Source organism: Pseudoxanthomonas sp. Soil82 (genome assembly GCF_040446535.1).
Classification (GTDB): Bacteria; Pseudomonadota; Gammaproteobacteria; order Xanthomonadales; family Xanthomonadaceae; genus Pseudoxanthomonas; species Pseudoxanthomonas kaohsiungensis.
The window spans coordinates 1022556-1034745 of the sequence record NZ_JBEAAK010000001.1; the positions used below are offsets into that span (position 1 = coordinate 1022556).

Annotated in this window: 11 protein-coding genes; 6 read left to right on the forward strand and 5 right to left on the reverse strand. The window is 70.1% G+C overall.

The window, feature by feature from the left end; genetic code table 11:
• Positions 1-120 precede the first annotated feature (120 nt).
• Positions 121-1050 (forward strand): MBL fold metallo-hydrolase, encoded by a 930-nt coding sequence (locus tag ABKA19_RS04610; RefSeq protein WP_353687863.1) that lies wholly within the window; start codon positions 121-123, stop codon positions 1048-1050.
• A gap of 129 nt (positions 1051-1179) precedes the next feature.
• Here the strand turns inward: ABKA19_RS04610 and ABKA19_RS04615 are convergent, their stop codons facing one another.
• The 4 genes from ABKA19_RS04615 to pdhA all read right to left on the reverse strand — a co-directional run bounded on the left by ABKA19_RS04615 (position 1180) and on the right by pdhA (position 5429).
• Complete coding sequence (locus ABKA19_RS04615) at positions 1180-1563, reverse strand: VOC family protein (protein WP_353687864.1); 384 nt, start codon at positions 1561-1563, stop codon at positions 1180-1182.
• A 204-nt stretch (positions 1564-1767) separates the two neighbouring features.
• Positions 1768-3168 carry a dihydrolipoamide acetyltransferase family protein gene (locus ABKA19_RS04620; protein ID WP_353687865.1) on the reverse strand — a complete coding sequence of 467 codons (1401 nt, stop codon included), beginning with the start codon at positions 3166-3168 and terminating at the stop codon, positions 1768-1770.
• Between the two features lie 94 nt (positions 3169-3262).
• Positions 3263-4354: an alpha-ketoacid dehydrogenase subunit beta gene (locus ABKA19_RS04625; RefSeq protein WP_162376347.1), complete on the reverse strand. Its 1092-nt coding sequence runs from the start codon at positions 4352-4354 to the stop codon at positions 3263-3265.
• Positions 4347-5429: a pyruvate dehydrogenase (acetyl-transferring) E1 component subunit alpha gene (gene pdhA, locus ABKA19_RS04630; protein ID WP_353687866.1), complete on the reverse strand. Its 1083-nt coding sequence runs from the start codon at positions 5427-5429 to the stop codon at positions 4347-4349. Before pdhA ends, ABKA19_RS04625 begins: the two co-directional genes overlap by 8 nt.
• A gap of 214 nt (positions 5430-5643) precedes the next feature.
• Between pdhA and ABKA19_RS04635 the strand changes: the two genes are divergently transcribed.
• The 3 genes from ABKA19_RS04635 (at position 5644) to ABKA19_RS04645 (ending at position 8908) form a co-directional block, all read left to right on the forward strand.
• The gene (locus ABKA19_RS04635) at positions 5644-6507 is read left to right on the forward strand and encodes a tryptophan 2,3-dioxygenase (RefSeq protein ID WP_353687867.1); all 864 of its coding nucleotides are present in this window, start codon (positions 5644-5646) and stop codon (positions 6505-6507) included.
• Positions 6508-6752: 245 nt separating this feature from the next.
• Positions 6753-8276: a peptide MFS transporter gene (locus ABKA19_RS04640; RefSeq protein ID WP_353687868.1), complete on the forward strand. Its 1524-nt coding sequence runs from the start codon at positions 6753-6755 to the stop codon at positions 8274-8276.
• Positions 8277-8305: 29 nt separating this feature from the next.
• The gene (locus ABKA19_RS04645) at positions 8306-8908 is read left to right on the forward strand and encodes a hypothetical protein (protein WP_353687869.1); all 603 of its coding nucleotides are present in this window, start codon (positions 8306-8308) and stop codon (positions 8906-8908) included.
• A 109-nt stretch (positions 8909-9017) separates the two neighbouring features.
• Here the strand turns inward: ABKA19_RS04645 and ABKA19_RS04650 are convergent, their stop codons facing one another.
• The gene (locus ABKA19_RS04650; RefSeq protein ID WP_162376342.1) at positions 9018-9530 is read right to left on the reverse strand and encodes a MarR family winged helix-turn-helix transcriptional regulator; all 513 of its coding nucleotides are present in this window, start codon (positions 9528-9530) and stop codon (positions 9018-9020) included.
• A 90-nt stretch (positions 9531-9620) separates the two neighbouring features.
• Between ABKA19_RS04650 and hppD the strand changes: the two genes are divergently transcribed.
• Complete coding sequence (gene hppD, locus ABKA19_RS04655) at positions 9621-10745, forward strand: 4-hydroxyphenylpyruvate dioxygenase (RefSeq protein WP_353687870.1); 1125 nt, start codon at positions 9621-9623, stop codon at positions 10743-10745.
• Positions 10746-10825: 80 nt separating this feature from the next.
• A complete protein-coding gene (gene hmgA, locus ABKA19_RS04660; RefSeq protein ID WP_353687871.1) occupies positions 10826-12127 on the forward strand; it encodes a homogentisate 1,2-dioxygenase in 1302 nt (433 codons plus the stop codon).
• Positions 12128-12190 lie beyond the last annotated feature (63 nt).

The window sequence follows — 12190 nt, forward strand, 5'->3', positions numbered from 1 at the left end:
CGATGAATCGGCTCCTACAAATGGGGGCGTCCGGTCTACGACCAAAGCCGGATCGCAGGCACGGCCTGCCCTGACTAGGATGGTCCCGCGCCACGGAAGACAGCCAGCAAGGAGGCCGACATGCCCGAACACGGCATCCACACCATCGACACCGGCTACGTGCGGCCCGGCTTCGACGCGGCGTACCTGGTGGTGGAGGCGGGGCGGGGCGCGTTCATCGATTGCGGCACCAACCACAGCGTGCCGGTTCTGCTGGCGGCGCTGGCGCAGGCCGGCCTCGCGCCCGCCGACGTCGACTGGCTGATCCTGACCCACGTCCACCTCGACCACGCCGGCGGCGCCGGCACCCTGATGCGGCACCTGCCGAACGCGCGGCTGGTCGCGCATCCGCGCGCGGCGCCGCACATGGTCGATCCGGCGCGACTGGTCGCCGGGGCGACCGCCGTGTACGGCGAAGCCGAATTCGCCCGGCATTACGGCGAGCTGGTGCCGGTGCCGTCCGGGCGGGTGGTGGTGGCCGCCGATGGCCACGAGGTCGGCCTGGCGGGCAGGGCGCTACGTTGCATCGACACGCCCGGCCACGCGCGCCACCACCAGTGCGTGTGGGACGCGCGCAGCCGCAGCTGGTTCACCGGCGACACCTTCGGCCTTTCGTACCGCGAACTGGACGGCGCGCACGGTGCCTTCATCCTGCCCACGTCCTCGCCGGTGCAGTTCGAGCCCGAGGCGATGCAGGCGTCGATCGAGCGGATGATGGCGCAGTCGCCGCAGGCCCTGTACCTGACCCACTACGGTCGCGTCGGGGAGGTGGCCCGGCTGGCCGCGGAGATGCACGAGCAGATCGATGCGATGGTCTCGCTGGCGCAGGCCTGCGATGGGCAGCCGGATCGCCACCGCGCGCTGGTGGCCGCGCTGTCGGAGTACTACCTCGAGCGCGCCCGCGCGCATGGCGTCGCCCTGGACGACGCAGCGGTGTTGCAGCTGCTGGCGATGGACATCGAGCTCAACGCCCAGGGCCTGGAAACCTGGCTGGAGCGTTCGCGGCTGTAGGAGCCCATCCTCATGGGCGACACGGGTGTCGGGGTGACGAGGAGGTCGCCTGTGCCGACGATCTCGGGTCGCCCATGAAGATGGGCTCCTACAACAACCGCGGCGGCAGGGTGGATCCGCCGCGCGTCGTCACTCCCAGCGGTTGGCGTGCGGCCCGAACGGCTTGCGCTGCTGCCGCACCACGCAGAAGCGATGGCCGCTGGGTGCTTCCATCACCCACCAGCGCTTGATGAAGGCGATCTTCTTCGCCCCCAGCGCGACCAGCCGTTCGGCTTCGGCCTCGACGTCGTCGGTCTCGATGTCCAGGTGCACCCGCGCATCGTGCCCGACCTTCTGCAGCAGGATGATCGGCTCGTCCTCGGCGGTTTCCAGTTCGGCGTACCTGCCGTCGCCGTCCTGGTCCGGGCTGGCGACCGGCTTGCCCAGGGCCTGGCTCCAGAACTCGGTCGATGCGGCGAGGTCGTCGACCTTGCAGTCGAGGACCAGGGTGCTCAGGCGACTGTGGTGTGGCATGGCGCTGCTCCGTCGAAAGGGGATTCCAACGGTACGCCGCCACCGTCGCAACGCATGTGACGGCGGCGGCCTCCTTGTAGGAGCCCGTCCTCATGGGCGACCCGACGTCGTCGGCACGGGCGACTCACTCGTACTACCGACGCCCGTGTCGCCCATGAGGATGGGCTCCTACGGAAGGGCGCTCCATGGCGCCTCCGGCCTTGCTTACTGCGGCAGCGCCATGTCGTCGAGCAGCGCCTTGAGGAAGCGCGCGGCCTCGCCGCCGGTGGCGGCGCGGTGGTCGAAGGTCAGGGAGATCGGCAGGCGGCGGTGGACCTCGATGCCGCCGATCACCGCCACCACGTCGTGGCTGAGCTTGCCGGCACCGACGATCGCCACGCACGGCGGGACCACGACCGGCGTGGCGTAGCGGCCGGCGAACATGCCGAAGTTGGACAGCGAGATGGTGTAGCCCGACAGCTCGCTGGCGGCGATGGAGCGTTCCTCCACCTGCAGGCGCAGGCGGTTGATGCCCTCGCGGATGCCGCGTGCATCGAGCATGTCGGCGTTGCGCAGGGCCGGCACGAACAGGCCGTCGTCGGTGTCCACCGCGATGCCCACGTCCACGTGCGGGTGGCGCGTCACCGCCAGCGCGTCGCCATCGAACCAGGCGTTGAGCGCGGGCACCGTCTTGCAGGCGACCGTGATCGCGCGGACCAGGCGCGCGGTGATGTCCTGCTTGCCGATCCAGCCGTGCAGGTCGGCATCGTCGACCAGCGTGGTCGGTACCACCTTGCTGTGCGCATCGGCCATGACCCGGGCCATGTTGCGGCGCACGCCCTTGAGCTGCTCGGGCTGGCCGCTGGCGGCAGCGGTCTCCGCGCCCGGCGGGCGGGTGCGCATCGGCTTGCCGGCGGCGGACATCGGGGTGCGCTGCGGCTCTTCGCCGCGGCTGACGCCGCGCGACGCCGCCGCGGCCGGGGACTGTGCAGCGGCCGCTGCCGGGCCCGTGCCGCCGGGAGCGGCGGGAAGCAGGCTGGAGGGCGAGGCGGCCGCGTTCTTCACGTCGGCCAGGCTGACGGTGCCGTCGGCGCCGGTGGCGCGCACGCGCGCCAGGTCGACGCCGAGCTTCTTCGCCAGCGCGCGCACCGCCGGCATCGCCTTCACGCCCCCGACGGAGATCGCCGTCTCGCTGTGCACGGCATCGGAGGACTGCATCGCGCCGACCACGGTGCCGGCGTCGCCGCCGCGCGCCTCGGACGGCGCCGGCTGCGTCGGCAGTTCGCCGCCGTCGTCGCTGGCCGCGGCCTTGGCCGGCGCGGCGTGGCCAGCGCCGTGGTGGTGGCCGGTGTCCTGGCCTTCGGCGCGCTGCGGCAGGTTCGGGTCGGGCTCGAACACCGCCAGCATCGCGCCGGTGGCGATCACGTCGCCGGCCGCACCGGCGAGCTTGAGCACCTTGCCCGAGACCGGCGAGGGCACCTCGACCACGGCCTTGGCCGTTTCCATTGACACCAGCGGCTCATCCAGGCGGGCGACATCGCCCTCCTTGACGTACCACTCGACGATGGTGGCGTCCGGGAGCCCCTCGCCCAGGTCGGGCAGGTGGAAGGTCTTGCTCTGGCTCATGCGGTTGTTCCTGGCAGGTCATAGCGGGCGCGGCCGCGGGCCACGCCGGAAAGTCGGGCGAGCGGCGCCGCGGCATCGCGCGCGGCGCCGCGATTCAGCCGTGCGCCACCGCGCGCCGGGCAGCGGCCACGATACGCTCCACGCTGGGCAGGTACTTCATCTCCAGGCGGAACAGCGGGATGTGCGTATCCCAGCCGGTGACGCGCTCGACCGGCGCGAGCAGGTCGTACATCGACTGCTCGGCCAGGCGCGCGGCGATCTCGGCGCCGAAACCGGCGGTGCGCGGGGCTTCCTGCACGATCACGCAGCGGCCGGTGCGCGAGACCGATTCGGCGATGGTGTCGAAGTCCAGCGGGCGCAGGGTGGCCACGTCCACCACCTCGGCGCTGATGCCGTCCTTCGCCAGCGCGTCGGCCGCCTCCAGCGCCTCCTTCACCTGCGCGCCCCACGCGACCAGGGTCACGTCGGTGCCTTCGCGCAGGACGAAGCACACGTCCAGCGGCAGGGCTTCGCCGTCGTTGGCGACCAGTTCCTTGTACTGGCGGTAGAGCCGCTTGGGCTCCATGTAGATCACCGGATCCGGGTCGCGGATCGCGGCCAGCAGCAGGCCGTAGGCGCGCTGCGGCGAGGATGGCATGACCACGCGCAGGCCCGGCACGTTGGTGAAGATCGCCTCGTTGGCCTCGCTGTGGTGCTCGGGCGCGCGGATCCCGCCGCCCCACGGCACGCGCAGCACCATCGGGCAGTGCATGCGGCCGCGGGTGCGGTTGCGCAGGCGCGCGGCATGGCAGATCAGGTGGTCGACCATCGGGTAGACGAAGCCGTCGAACTGCGCCTCGGCCACCGGCTTCATGCCCTGCGCGGCCAGGCCGACCGACAGGCCGGCGATGGTGGTCTCGTCCAGCGGGGTGTCCAGCACGCGCTGCGCGCCGAAGGTCTGCTGCAGGCCGGCGGTGGCGCGGAACACGCCGCCGTTCACGCCCACGTCCTCGCCCAGGACCAGCACCGACGGATCGTGTTCCAGCTCCCAGGCCAGGGCCTGGGTGATCGCTTCGATGAGGGTGATCGGAGCGGCGGTCGGGGTCGCGGTCATCGGCTGTCCTCCGCGGATGGCGTCGTTCGATGCGGCGGCATCGCCGTGGGCGGCGTTGTGGGCGTCGCGCGAGGGCGAACGGATGTCATCCATGGCGCTGCTCCAGGGCCACCGCGGCCGCGCGCTGGGCCAGCAGCTCCGGCGGCGGATCGGCGTAAAGGTAGTCGAACATCGCCTCCACCGGCTGTACCGGCGTGGCCAGGTACGCGTCGACCTCGATGTTCACCAGGCGGTCGCATTCCTGCTTCCAGGCCGCTTCCTCGGCCTCGCTCCACGCGCCCTGCGCGGTCAGCCAGGTCCGCAGGCGGGTCATCGGCTCGCGTTCCCACGCAGCCTTGACCTCGGCGTCGTCGCGGTAGCGGCGCGCGTCGTCGGCGGTGGTGTGGTCGGACAGGCGGTAGGTCATGAACTCGATCACGCTGCCGCCCTGGCCGCTGCGCGCGCGTTCGCTGGCGATGCGCATCGCCTCGAGCACGGCGACCAGGTCGTTGCCGTCCACCTGCAGGCAGAACAGGCCGCCGGCGATGCCCTTCTGCGCCAGGGTCTGCGCGCCGGTTTGCGCCGAACGCGGCACCGAGATCGCCCAGCCGTTGTTGACCACGCCCAGCACCAGCGGCAGCTCGTAGGCGCCGGCCGAGTTCAGCGCGGCGTAGAAATCGGTCTTGGAGGTGCCGCCGTCGCCGCAGGTGGCGACCGCCATGTGCGGCTCGCCGCGCAGCTTGAACGCCAGCGCCGCGCCGGCCGCGTGCAGGCACTGGGTCGAGATCGGCACGCAGAACGGGAAATCGTGGCGCGCGCCGCCTTCCTGGAAGTCGTTGCCGCGCTCGTCGCCGCCCCAGTACAGCAACACCTCGCGCGGGCGCACGCCGCGCATGAACAGCACGCCGTACTCGCGGTAGCTGGGCGCGTAGACGTCGCCCTCGGCCATCGCCGCGCCGATGCCGACGTGGGTGGCCTCGTGGCCCAGGCAGGGCGCGTAGGTGCCGAGCTTGCCGGTGCGCTGCAGGGCGATCGCCTTGGTGTCGAAGGCGCGCACGAACAGCATCTGCTTGAACAGCGGCACCAGCGTGGCCGGATCGCGCAGCGCGGCGGGGAACTCGCGGACCGGTCGCCCGTCCGCGCCCAGGTATTGCAGGTAGTCGATCTGGAAGCTTGCGGCTTGGGTCATTGCGTGTGCGGGCGTGGGCCCGAATGCGGTGCAGGAAAGTTGCATATGGTACGGAATGCCCGGAGAAAACCCGCCGTGCAGCGCAACAACGCTTGTTTTCCACATACTTGCGCCGGGTCGTTCAGCCAGGGGCGGACGCATGACAGCGGTGGCCAGACGCCCCCCGGCCACGCTGGGTTACCCTTGCGGCCCCCCGTGTCCCCGCCACCTGCCGATGACCCTCGACAAGAACCAGCGTCCGCTCGAACCGGGCATCCACACCGACCTGCAGGGGCGGATGACCTATGCCGGTTACCTGCACCTGGAGCGCCTGCTCTCGGCGCAGCAGCCGCTGTCCGACCCGCCGCACCACGACGAGATGCTGTTCATCGTCCAGCACCAGGTCTCGGAGCTGTGGCTGAAGCTGCTGATGCACGAACTGCATGCCGCGCGCGAATTCCTCAAGGCCGACCAGGTCTGGCAGTGCCGCAAGGTGCTGGCGCGCAGCAAGCAGGTGCTGCGCCAGCTGACCGAACAGTGGTCGGTGCTGGAGACCCTGACGCCGTCCGAGTACATGGGCTTCCGCCACCTGCTGGGGCCCTCGTCGGGCTTCCAGTCGCTGCAGTACCGGGCGGTGGAATTCCTGCTGGGCAACAAGAACGCCGGCATGGTCAAGGTGTTCGCCCACGATCCGGACGGCCAGGCGGTGCTGCGCGCCGAGCTGGAGCTGCCCAGCCTGTACGAGGAATTCCTGCGCTACCTGGCCCGCTTCGGCCACCCGATCCCGGGCGAATACCTGGCGCCGGACCGCGACTGGACCACCGCCCACGTCTCCGACCCGGTGCTGCGGCCGGTGTTCGAGCGGATCTACGAGGACACCGACCGCTACTGGCGCGAGTACTCCCTGTGCGAGGACCTGGTCGACCTGGAGACCCAGTTCCAGCTCTGGCGCTTCCGGCACATGCGCACGGTCATGCGGATCATCGGCTTCAAGCGCGGCACCGGCGGATCCAGCGGCGTGGGCTTCCTCAAGGACGCGCTGGAGCTGACCTTCTTCCCCGAGCTGTTCGAGGTGCGGACCAGCATCGGTCCGGGCTGAGCCGGGCATCCGATCGCGCCCCGCAGGGGCCCGCCCGGGGCTGGCCCGCCCGCCCATGGGCCGGCCGGAGACCCAGAGGCGGCCGTTCGTTGCGGACGCAAGTGGCCGCCATGCAAGGAAAAAACCGGCTTGCGGGGGCGGGGTGCGCGGCGCACTCGCATTGACGCCCGGCGCCGTCGTCGGTGATTCTCGGCCCACTCCGGGGGCGACGCCCCTTTGTATCCCATCAGTACGCAAGGATCTTCATGAGCGCCGACGTCGTCGAGCCCAAGGTCGCGGCCCCGCCCGCGCCGCCGCCCACCCTGCCCGAGTTCGCCCAGGTCATGGGCCATCCGCGTCCGCTGTGGATGCTGTTCATGACCGAGTTCTGGGAGCGCTTCGCCTTCTACGGCATGCGCTGGGCCCTGGCCCTGTACATCGTCGCCCAGTTCCACGGCGGCGACAGTGCCGGCGAGGCGCCGGCGAGCATGCTCTACGGTGCCTACCTGGCGCTGGTCTACGCCGCGGCGATCTTCGGCGGCTACGTCGCCGACAAGCTGATCGGCTACCAGCGATCGATCCTGGTCGGCGCGGCGTTCATGGCCGCCGGCCTGTTCCTGATCACCCTGCCCAGCGAGGCGATGCTCAAGCTCGGCCTGGCCACGGTGATCGTCGGCAACGGCATGTTCAAGCCGATCATCTCCACCGTGGTCGGCAAGCTCTACGCCACCGGCGACGGCCGCCGCGACTCGGGCTTCACCATCTTCTACATGGGCATCAACCTGGGCGCGTTCATCGCCCCGATCCTGACCGGCCTGCTCGCCGACAAGGTGTTCGGCACGCCGGAGATGCCGTCGTACAAGGTCGTGTTCATCGCCTCGGGCATCGGCATGGTGCTGAGCCTGGTGTGGTTCTGGTTCGGCCGCGGCCAGCTCAAGGGCATCGGCGCGGCTACCGGCGCGATGGCCGGCACCGGCCGGCTGCTGCTGGTGGTGCTCGGCGCGATGCTGGCGGTGCCCGGGTTCTACTTCCTGCTGACCATCGATGCCGGGGTCCTGAACTGGATCCTGATCGCGCTGTTCGTGGCGCCGGCGCTGATGCTGCTGGTGGAGGGCATGCGCGAGGGTGCGGTGCAGCGCGACATGGTGATCGCCATGCTGATCATCTTCGGCTTCAACGTGCTGTTCTGGATGTTCTTCGAGCAGGCCGGCAGCTCGTTCAACTTCCTCGCCCAGAACATCGTGAACCGCGACCTGTGGGGCTGGGAGTTCCCGGTCGGCTGGTTCCAGTCGGTGAACTCGATCGCGATCATCACCCTGGCGCCGCTCATGGCCTGGATCTGGGTGAAGATGGGCTCGAAGAACCCCTCGATCCCGCGCAAGTTCGGCCTGGGCCTGATCTTCAACGGCCTGGCGTTCCTGCTGCTGATGTTCGCCCTGTCCAGCCTGGTCGACCCGCAGTCGCTGAAGATCCCGTTCTGGACCCTGTTCATGGTCTACGTGATCCAGTCGGTGGGCGAGCTGTGCCTGTCGCCGATCGGCCTGTCGATGACCACCAAGCTGGCGCCGGTGCGCCTGACCGGCCTGGCGATGGGCGGCTGGTTCCTGTCGATCGCCATCGGCAACAACCTCTCGGGCATCTTCGCCTCCAGCGTCAGCGGCGAGGGCGGCATGACCGTGGCCTCGGCGCATGCCGGCTACACCTTCGGCTTCTGGGCGCTGCTGGGCTCGGGCGTGCTGCTGTTCCTGCTGGCGCCGCTGGTCAACCGGCTCATGCACGGGGTCAAGTGAGGATGGCGGACCTGCGTGGCGGTATCGGCATGGCTTCCGCGCTGGCGCTGCTGGTGGTGGCGCTCCTGTCCGCATGCAGCGGGCAGGAGCCGCCGGCGACGTCCGGGCCGCCGCTGCCGGTGGACACCACTCCGCAGAAGCCGCCGGTGGCCGACGTCCGCGAGCCGGTCGCCTCCGGCAACACGCGCGCGGCGGCCGACATCGCCGCGATCGCCGCGCTCGGCGCGTCGTTCGACCCGAACCGCAGCGCCGCCAACGACCTGGAGACGGCGAAAGTCGAAGCCAAGCGCGGCGGCAAGCGCATCGTGCTGGAACTGGGCGACGCGGCCTGCGCCGAGTGCGCGGTGCTCGACGAGCGCATCGAGGGCGAAGCCCCGTTGCGCCACCGGCGCGACGCCGGCTTCATCTGGGTCAAGGTCGATCGCAGCGCGCCGGGCAACGTCGCGTTCCTGGCCGCCTACCCGGGCAGCGCCGAGGCCCACGCACCGCACCTGCTGGTGCTGGATGCCGACGGCCAGGTCCTGCACGCGCAGTCAGGCCACGACCTGCTGCGCAAGGGCAAGCCGGACCGGCGCCGGATCGAGGCATTCCTGGAGGAGTGGGCGCCGCCGGAGGCGCCCGCGCAGCCCTGATCGGCGACAGGCGGGCGGAGCGCCGGCCTGCATGGACGGGGCGCGTGGCAACGCGCCCGTCCTGGTCCCTCAACCCTTTCGGTGAATCCCCGGACTACGGCGGCGGGCGTCAGCCGCCGTCGCGCAGGGCCGCCAGGCCCGGGCCGGAGAGCTTGCGCAGCAGGCGGTCGAGCATGGCCTTCTCCTCGTCGTCGAGGGTGGCGACCAGCCGTTGCTCGCAGCCCAGCGCCATCGGCGCGATCTCGTCGTAGACCGAGTACCCCACCTCCGACAGCGCCAGTACCGAACGGCGTCGGTCGTCGCTGTGGATCTCGCGTTTGATCAGGCTCCGCTCCAGCAGGCGCGCCACCGCGCGGCTGACGGCCACCTTGTCCATCGCGGTGCGGTCGGCGACCTCGTTGGCGGACAGGTCGGGGAAACGGCCCAGGACCGCCATCACCCGCCATTCGGTGATCGCCAGCCCGAACCGCTTCTGGTAGAGGTCGGCGATGGTCTGGCTGACCCGGTTGGAGAGCACGCTCAGGCGATAGGGCAGGAAGTTCTCCAGCTCCAGCTGGGCGTGGCGAGTGGCATCCGCGGCAGGCGCGGCACCGGTGGCGTCGGAAGCGTTCGGAACGGTCATTGCGGCAGGACACCTTGCTTATGGTTGCAGGAGTAACTATAAAAGGGGGTCGAAACGGACCGCTCCCCCGCGGGTGTTCAGGAAGCCATCATGAGCGCGCAATCGCAAGCCCTCCCCAGCACGTCGCCCGCCAACGCCGGCATGGCCGTGAGCCAGTTTGAGAACCCGATGGGTATCGACGGCTTCGAATTCGTCGAATTCGCCGCCCCGGCCGGGCAGGCGCAGCAGTTGCACGACTATTTCCGCAAGCTCGGCTTCGTCCAGGTCGCGCGACACAAGACGCGTCCGATCAGCACCTACCGCCAGGGCGACTGCACGTTCCTGATCAACGAGGATCCCGACTCCTTCGCCGCGCGCTTCGCGCAGCAGCACGGACCCAGCGCCTGCGGCTTCGCCATCCGGGTGAAGAAGCTCGCCGACTGGGCGCGCACCCAGGCGCTGAAGAACGGCGCCGAGGCTTTCGACGCTCGCGACGAACTGAGCAAGGCGGTGGCCGCGCCGGTGATCAAGGGGATCGGCGACTGCATGCTCTACATCGTCGACCGTTACGACGACAAGGGCACCATCCATGACCCGGACTACGAATACCTGCCGGGCGTGGAGCTGATGCCCAAGGGTTTCGGCCTGACCTTCATCGACCACCTGACCCACAACCTGTACCACGGCAACATGGCCAAGTGGGCCGATTACTACGAGCGGCTGTTCAACTTCCGCGAGATCCGCTACTTCGACATCAAGGGCGCCAAGACCGGCCTGCTGTCCAAGGCGATGACCGCGCCCGACGGCATGGTCCGGATCCCCCTCAACGAATCTTCCGACCCGAAGTCGCAGATCAACGAATACCTCGATGCCTACGGCGGCGAAGGCATCCAGCACATCGCCTGCTTCACCGACGACATCTACGTGACGGTGGAGAAGATGCGCGAGGCCGGGGTCGAGTTCCTCGACACGCCCGACACCTACTTCGACGTGATCGACCAGCGCATCCCGGACAATGGCGAGGACGTGGAGCGGCTGCGCCGCAACAAGATCCTGATCGACGCCGACCCGGAGACGAAGCAGCGCAAGCTGCTGCAGATCTTCACCCAGAACGCGATCGGCCCGATCTTCTTCGAGATCATCCAGCGCAAGGGCAACGAAGGGTTCGGCGAAGGCAACTTCCAGGCCCTGTTCGAAAGCATCGAACGCGACCAGATGCGCCGCGGCGTGCTCTGACCCGGCCGGTGGCCCGGCGTGCGACGGCGGGAGGGCCGGGCGCGCGCCGGGTGCGCCCCCACCGCAAGGACGAGATCGAGATGAGCACCGACCGTTCCGCCTACATGACCGGCTTCGGCAACGAATTCGCCACCGAAGCGCTGCCCGGCACGCTGCCGGTCGGGCAGAACTCGCCGCAGCGCGTGGCCCACGGGCTGTACGCCGAGCAGCTGTCCGGCAGTGCGTTCACCGCGCCGCGCGGGCAGAACCGGCGCAGCTGGCTTTACCGGATCCGGCCGGCGGCGATGCACGGGACCTTCTCCCCGTTCGCGCAGCCGCGGTTCCACAACGACTTCGGCGACGGCCCGGTGACGCCGGACCAGTTGCGCTGGGATCCGCTGCCGCTGCCATCCACCTCCGTCGATTTCGTCGAAGGCCTGTACACGATGGCGGGCAACGGGTCGCCGGCCGCGCAGCAGGGCGTGGGCATCCACCTGTACGCCGCCGACCGCGACATGGCTGGCCGCTTCTTCTACGACGCCGATGGCGAGCTGTTGCTGGTGCCGCAGCTGGGCCGGCTGCGCATCGCCACCGAGCTCGGCGTGCTGGACGTCGAGCCGCAGCAGGTAGCGGTGGTGCCGCGCGGGATCCGCTTCCGCGTCGAACTGCCCGATGGCCCCTCGCGCGGTTACGTGCTGGAGAACTTCGGCGCGCCGTTGCGGCTCCCGGAGCTGGGACCGATCGGCGCCAATGGCCTGGCCAACCCGCGCGATTTCGAGACGCCGGTGGCGGCCTACGAGGATGTCGAGGGCCGGTTCGAGCTGGTGGCGAAGTTCCAGGGGCACCTGTGGCGCGCCGACATCGGCCACAGCCCGCTGGACGTGGTCGCCTGGCACGGCAACTACGCGCCGTACCGCTACGACCTGCGCCGATTCAATGCGATCGGCTCGATCAGCTTCGACCACCCCGATCCGTCGATCTTCACCGTGCTCACCGCGCCCAGCGACACCCCGGGCACGGCCAACGTCGACTTCGCGATCTTCCCGCCGCGCTGGCTGGTGGCGCAGCACACCTTCCGGCCGCCCTGGTTCCACCGCAACGTGGCCAGCGAGTTCATGGGCCTGGTCCACGGCGCCTATGACGCCAAGGCCGAAGGCTTCCTGCCCGGCGGGGCATCGCTGCACAACTGCATGAGCGGGCACGGCCCGGACGCGGCCACCTTCGACAAGGCGTCGGCCGCCGACCTGTCCCGGCCCGACGTGATCGCCGACACCATGGCCTTCATGTTCGAGACCCGCGCGGTGATCCGGCCTTGCGCCCAGGCACTGGCGGCCGGGCACCGGCAGCGCGCTTACCAGGCCTGCTGGGCCGGCCTGCGGCGCAACTTCCAGCCACCGGCGTAACGGCCGGACCGCGCGGGAAGGGCGTCCGGCACGCAGGCACCCTGCCGCCCACGGCCGTGCCGT